The organism is Streptomyces viridosporus (genome assembly GCF_002078235.1).
Taxonomy (GTDB): domain Bacteria; phylum Actinomycetota; class Actinomycetes; order Streptomycetales; family Streptomycetaceae; genus Streptomyces; species Streptomyces viridosporus.
On record NZ_MSGP01000475.1, the window covers coordinates 1 to 5,594 of the forward strand.

The following is a 5,594-nucleotide window of genomic DNA, read 5'->3' on the forward strand; positions in this document are numbered from 1 at the left end:
GTCACCGACGACGAGGCCCGCCGCCGCCTCCGCCTGGGACTGCAACTGCTGTCCACCGCCCACGACACCGAGGCCCCGGACTCCCCGCCGGGGATCGGGGGTGCCGCGTGAGCGAGGGGCGTTCCGAGCCGTACGACGCTCGGGCGGGAGCAGCGGGAGAAGCGGGAGAAGGGGGAGGAGGGGCACACCCCGGGAACGGGGCGGACAGGGCGGACGGGCCGGCCGGGCCGCTCGTGCTGGAGCACCGCGTGCTGAAGTCGCTGCTCGGCGCCTGGGCGCTGGCCGCTTGCTCGCCGGCGGAGGCGGAGGCCGTCGAGGAGCACCTCGGCGGCTGCGGGCCCTGCGCGGACGAGGCGCTGCGGCTGCGCGAGGCGGTCGGCCTGCTCCACCGCCCCGAGAGCCTCGACCTGGACCCGGGCCTGCGCACCCGCGTCCTGGAGTCCTGCCTGGAGCGTCGGCCGCCGCGCATCCCCGTGCCGGAGTGGGCCGCCGCCTACGACGCCGAGACCGCGCGCCTGGACGCGCTGCTCCAGGACTTCGGGGACGCCGAGTGGCACGCGCCGGTGCGGCTGCGCTGGTACGAGGCAGACGAGGCGAGCACGCGCCGCACCACCGTCGCCGGGGTCATCGCCCATCTGCTGACGGTCGACGGGCTGGTCGCGGTCGCCCTCGGCCTGGAGGACCCGCTCGGGGACGTCCGGGCCGAGCGCCCCACCCCGGCGGCCCGCACCGAGGCCTACTGGCGTGCCGCCCACTTCCCGCCCACCCGCTCCGTACGGGCGCCCTGGCGGGAGCAGAGCCACCACCTCGTGCGGACCGCGTCCTTCACCGGCGGCGCCGGGCGGATGACGGTGTCGTACGGCGACTTCGAACTGCCCCTGCACGACGCGATGCTGGACCGGGCCTTCGAGTGCTGGGTGCACGCGGAGGACATCGCCGAGGCGGTGGACTACCCCTACGACCCGCCCTCCGGACGGCACCTGCACGGCATGGTCGACCTGGCCGCGCGGATGCTCCCGATGGTGCTGGAGGCGCGTCGCCGGTCCGGGCTGGCCTCCCCCGTCGAGCGGCGCCTGGTCGCCGCCGGCGAGCCGGGGCGCAGCCTGCGGCTGGAGATCGAGGGGTCCGGCGGCGGTGAGTGGCTGATCCCGCTGGACTCCCCCGCCGCCAAGGGCTCCGTCGAGCACGAGGTGGCCCATGTGGCGCTGGACGGGGCGGAGTTCTGCCGCCTGGCCGCGGGCCACGTGCCCCCGCAGGAGGCGGCCGTCGGCCAGGAGGGCGACCGCGAGGCGATCAGGGACGTCCTGCTCGCGGCGGCCTCCCTGAGCCGGATGTAGCGGGCCGGGCCCCGGGGGGCCGGGGTCCGTTACGCGAACACCACCGTGCGCCGGCCGTTCAGCAGGATGCGGTGTTCCGCGTGCCACTTCACCGCGCGGGCGAGCGCCTGGCACTCCACGTCCCGGCCGACGGCGACGAGCTGGTCGGGGGTGGCGTCGTGGCCCACCCGCTCGACCTCCTGCTCGATGATCGGGCCCTCGTCGAGGTCGGCGGTGACGTAGTGCGCGGTGGCGCCGATGAGCTTCACGCCCCGGGCGTGCGCCTGGTGGTACGGCTTCGCGCCCTTGAAGCTCGGCAGGAAGGAGTGGTGGATGTTGATGATCCGCCCGGAGAGCTGCTTGCACAGGTCGTCCGAGAGGACCTGCATGTAGCGGGCGAGGACGACGAGTTCCACCTGCTCCTCGCGCACGATCTCCAGCAGCCGCGCCTCGGCCTCCGGCTTGGTGTCCTTCGTCACCGGGATGTGGTGGAAGGGGATGTCGTACGAGGAGACCAGCTCGGCGAAGTCGGTGTGGTTGGACACCACCGCGGCGATCTCCACGGGCAGCGCGCCGGTCCGCGCGCGGAACAGCAGGTCGTTCAGGCAGTGCCCGAACCTGCTGACCATCAGCAGGATGCGCATCCGCTGGTCGCCCCGGTCGATCCGCCAGTCCATCTGGAAGGAGTCGCCGATCGCCGCGAAGCTGGCCCGCAGCTTCTCCACGGTCACCGGGGCGTCCGCCGAGAAGTGGACGCGCATGAAGAACAGTCCCGTGTCGTGGTCGCCGAACTGCTGGCTGTCCTCGATGTTGCAGCCGGTCATGAACAGGTAGCTGGACACGGCGTGCACGATGCCCTGCTTGTCGGGGCAGGACAGGGTGAGGACGTACTGGTCGGCCGGGGCCGCGGTTCGGATGGACTGCTCGCTCATGCAGGAAAGGGTCCCACACGGGGGATCGCGCCCGGCCGGCCGTTCCGCTACGCGGACCGCGTCAGGATCCGCAGCACCTCGAGGGTGCGCGGCGGGGTGTCGGGGTCCTCGCCGTCGCTCGCCGCCATCCGCACGTGCGCGTCCCGCGCGGCCCGTACCGCCTCCGGCCACCCGTGGTGCTCGAGATAGGCGGTGACCGGCGCGTCCGGCCCGACCTGGTGCATGATCCGCAGCACCCGCAGCACCGCGGTGTCGACGAGCGCCGCCTCCTGGGAGTCGCGGAAGATCGTGCCGACGTACTTCTCGGCGGACCAGTTGTCCAGCCAGGTGTCCTCCACCAGCCGGTAGACCGCGTCGGTGACGTCACCGTAGCCGTCCACCCCGGCCAGCCACACGTCCCGCTGGAACACGGGGTCGGAGAGCATGTGCAGCGCGGAGCGCACATTGCTGCGCCAGCGCCACCACGGCATGTCGTTGAGTGGCATGCCGCCCATGGTGGAGGAGCGACGGCCGCGACGGGAAGAGTTCTCCGAACCTTGCACGGTGCTCGATCGTACGTTTCCGCGTGACGCGGGTCGTACCGGGCCCCGTAATTCACCTCCATGTCACCGCCCATTGACCAAGAGTCACTCCGGGGTTGGCCGTGTGACGGAATGGTGCGCATCATGACCGGCAGGCGACGCACCCACGGCACGCTCCTCTCCCGTCTCCTCCCCCGACGGACCCGACGGATCAGAGCCGGCGCCCCGACCACGGTCGCGGTGACGGCGTGCGCGACGCTCGCCGCCGGCTGCGGGGTCGTCCCCGGCATCGCGGGGAGTTCCGGGGACGGTCCGATCACCGTGATGACCTGGGCGCCCGAGGAGACCAACTCCACCAACAAGGCCGGGATGCCCGCGTTCGCCCAGGCCTATGCCCGTTGGGTCAACGCCCAGGGCGGCATCAACGGCCGCCGGCTCTCCGTCCTGACCTGCAACGAGAAGAACGACACCGTGGCCGTCGCCCGGTGCGCCCGGCGCGCGGTCGAGGAGGACGCCGTCGCGGTCGTCGGCTCCTACAGCGTGCACGCCGACTCCTTCCTGCCCACCCTCGAGGGCGCCGGCATCCCGTACATCGGCGGCTACGGCATCACCAACGACGAGTTCACCAGCCCCCTGTCCTACCCCGTCAACGGCGGTCAGCCGGTGCTGCTGGCGGGCCTCGGCCGCACCCTCGCCGACACCTGCGGCCCGGTCGCCCTGGTCCGGCCCGACACCATCGCGGGCGACCAGCTGCCCCCGCTGCTCGACTCGGGCCTCGCGGCGGGCGGGCACGCGCCGACCGGGGACCTGCGGGCACCGGAGGACGCCACCGCGTACGGCGGCGAGGCGCGGCAGGCGCTGCAGCGCACCGCCACCGACGCGGCGGAGCCCGGCTGCGTCGTGCCCGCGCTCGGCGACCGCACGAGCACCTTCATGGACTCCTTCCGGCGGGCCCGGAGCGACTTCCCCGAGGTGCGCACCGCGACCGTGCTGGGCAGCGTCGACCAGTCGGTGCTCGACACGTCCGGCGGGGCGTCGGGGCCGTACGAGGGGGCGTACGTCACCGGCTGGTACCCGGCGGCGGGCGACGACCGCTGGAAGCCGATGAAGAAGGTGATCGAGGAGGAGGCGTTCGGCGACAACCGGATCGACGCCGCGGACGCCGGGGTGCAGACCACCTGGATCGCCTACACCGTCTTCCGGCAGGTCGTCGAGTCGCTCGGCGACGGCGAGGTGACCGCCGACACCGTGAGCGGGGCCCTGGACAGCGGGCTGAAGGTCACCACGGGCGGGCTCACCCCCACCCTGCGGTGGAAGTTCCAGGACAAGCTCGCCGCCGTCGGCTTCCCCCGCCTGGTCAACGCCAACGCCACCCTGCAGGTGGTCCGGGACGGCCGACTGGTGTCGGCCCGCGACGGCTTCACCGACGTCACCGGGACCCTGCTCGAGGCGGACCTGGCGTAACACGACCTGGCGCGACGCCTCGAGCGGGGCGCGGCGGAGAGCGCCGTCCGTCAGGGGCCCGTCACAGCTGGGTCGGCTGGCGCTGGGGCAGGCCGTGCTGCTGGGCGATGGTGTTCCACAGCTTGGACGCCTTGGTCTTCTCGGCGGTCGCGGTGCCGCTGGCCTGGTTGCCGGCCCGGGTCCGGCCGGTCGTGCGGGCCTCGCCCTTCTTGCAGCCCTTCTTGCCGGCGACCTGGTCGGCCCAGGCGGCGTAGTGGTCGTCGGCCGCCGCCGACGCCTGCCACGCCTTGGTGAGCGCGGTGGTCAGTGCCTCGTGTTCGGGCAGCTTGTCCACGGAGAGGCGGGAGAGGTCGGTGACCAGCTGGTTGCGCTGCCGGGCCGCGTCCCGCAGGTTCTCGGCCGCCTGGTCGAGGTTCCGGCAGGCCCTCACGTCGGCCACCGCGTTGATCACGGCGGTCCGGCTGTCGCCGCTGTGGGCCAGCAGCTTGTCCAGCTCGACGGCCTGCTGGCGGACCGGGTCGACGGACGGCGAGGCGGAGGGCGGTGCGGAGGGCTGCTCGCTCGTGGGGGCGGTGGCGGAGACCGTCTGCTTCTTGCCGTCCTCGTCGCTCCCGCTGTTGCCGAGCAGCGCGCCCGCGCCGATGCCGAGGACCGCGATGCCGACGCCGACCGCCGCGAGCAGCGGTACCCGCGAGCCGGTGCGGCCGCGGCCGGCGCCCCGTCCGCCGCCCCGCCCGCCGTCGTGGGCGGCCCGCCGGCCGCCGGACGGGGGCGGGGGCGGAGGGGCCTGTGCGGGCGAGCCGTACTCGACGCGCGGGAGCTGCTGGGTGGACCCGGCCCGGTCGTCGCCGTCGGCGCGGAAGAGGTTGTCGAACTCGGCGGGCGGCTGCCGGTTTCCGTCGCCGGACGGGGCGCCGTGGGCCGGGCCGGCCGCCTGGTCGGTCACGGGGGCGATGTACTGGGTGGCCTCGGTGTCGGGGTGGCCCGGGAACCGGTTCGCCGCGGGGCCGTGTCCGGCGGGCACCTCGGGCGGCAGCGCGCCCGGGTCCACCGGGGGTATGTACTGCGTCGCCGCCTCGTCGCCGCCGGCGGGCACCGGCGGCAGGAACTGGGTGGCCCCCTCCGATCCGTCGGGCGCCGCGCCCGGGACGGGCGGCAGGTACTGGGTCGCGCCCTCGGGCGACACCGGCGGCAGCGGGGCGCCGTACGCGTCCGCGGCGGGGGCGCCGTAGGCGGCGGCGCCGTTCTGCTGCGGCAGCGGGGCTCCCGGGCCGCCGTAGAGGCCGGCGCCGTCCCCGCCGGGGTGGCCGCCGTATCCGGCGTCCGGCTGCGGCGCCGGCGCGCCGCCGTACGGGGCGGGG

General features: G+C 74.5%; 5 protein-coding genes. 2 read left to right on the forward strand and 3 right to left on the reverse strand.

The features are described from left to right. Positions 1-233 precede the first annotated feature (233 nt). A complete protein-coding gene (locus B7L92_RS29505) occupies positions 234-1,337 on the forward strand; it encodes a zf-HC2 domain-containing protein (RefSeq protein WP_081240418.1) in 1,104 nt (367 codons plus the stop codon). A 29-nt stretch (positions 1,338-1,366) separates the two neighbouring features. On the opposite strand, the gene purU is transcribed toward B7L92_RS29505, so the two are convergent. Continuing rightward, a complete protein-coding gene (gene purU, locus B7L92_RS29510) occupies positions 1,367-2,248 on the reverse strand; it encodes a formyltetrahydrofolate deformylase (protein WP_081240419.1) in 882 nt (293 codons plus the stop codon). 47 nt (positions 2,249-2,295) lie between these two features. Beyond that, positions 2,296-2,742, reverse strand: coding sequence for an SCO4402 family protein (locus tag B7L92_RS29515; RefSeq protein ID WP_081240420.1), 447 nt, complete (start codon positions 2,740-2,742; stop codon positions 2,296-2,298). A gap of 171 nt (positions 2,743-2,913) precedes the next feature. Here B7L92_RS29515 and B7L92_RS29525 point away from each other — a divergent pair, with 171 nt between their 5' ends. Continuing rightward, a complete protein-coding gene (locus B7L92_RS29525) occupies positions 2,914-4,233 on the forward strand; it encodes an ABC transporter substrate-binding protein (protein WP_081240423.1) in 1,320 nt (439 codons plus the stop codon). Between the two features lie 61 nt (positions 4,234-4,294). Here B7L92_RS29525 and B7L92_RS40755 read toward each other — a convergent pair. Beyond that, a partial coding sequence (locus B7L92_RS40755; protein ID WP_081240421.1) for a hypothetical protein occupies positions 4,295-5,594 on the reverse strand: 1,300 nt, incomplete at its 5' end.

Coding starts and splice junctions, on each gene's coding strand:
- B7L92_RS29515 (WP_081240420.1), bottom strand. CDS start 2,742: ATGGGCGGCATGCCACTCAACGACATGCCGTGGTGGCGCTGGCGCAGC.
- purU (WP_081240419.1), bottom strand. CDS start 2,248: ATGAGCGAGCAGTCCATCCGAACCGCGGCCCCGGCCGACCAGTACGTC.
- B7L92_RS29525 (WP_081240423.1), top strand. CDS start 2,914: ATGACCGGCAGGCGACGCACCCACGGCACGCTCCTCTCCCGTCTCCTC.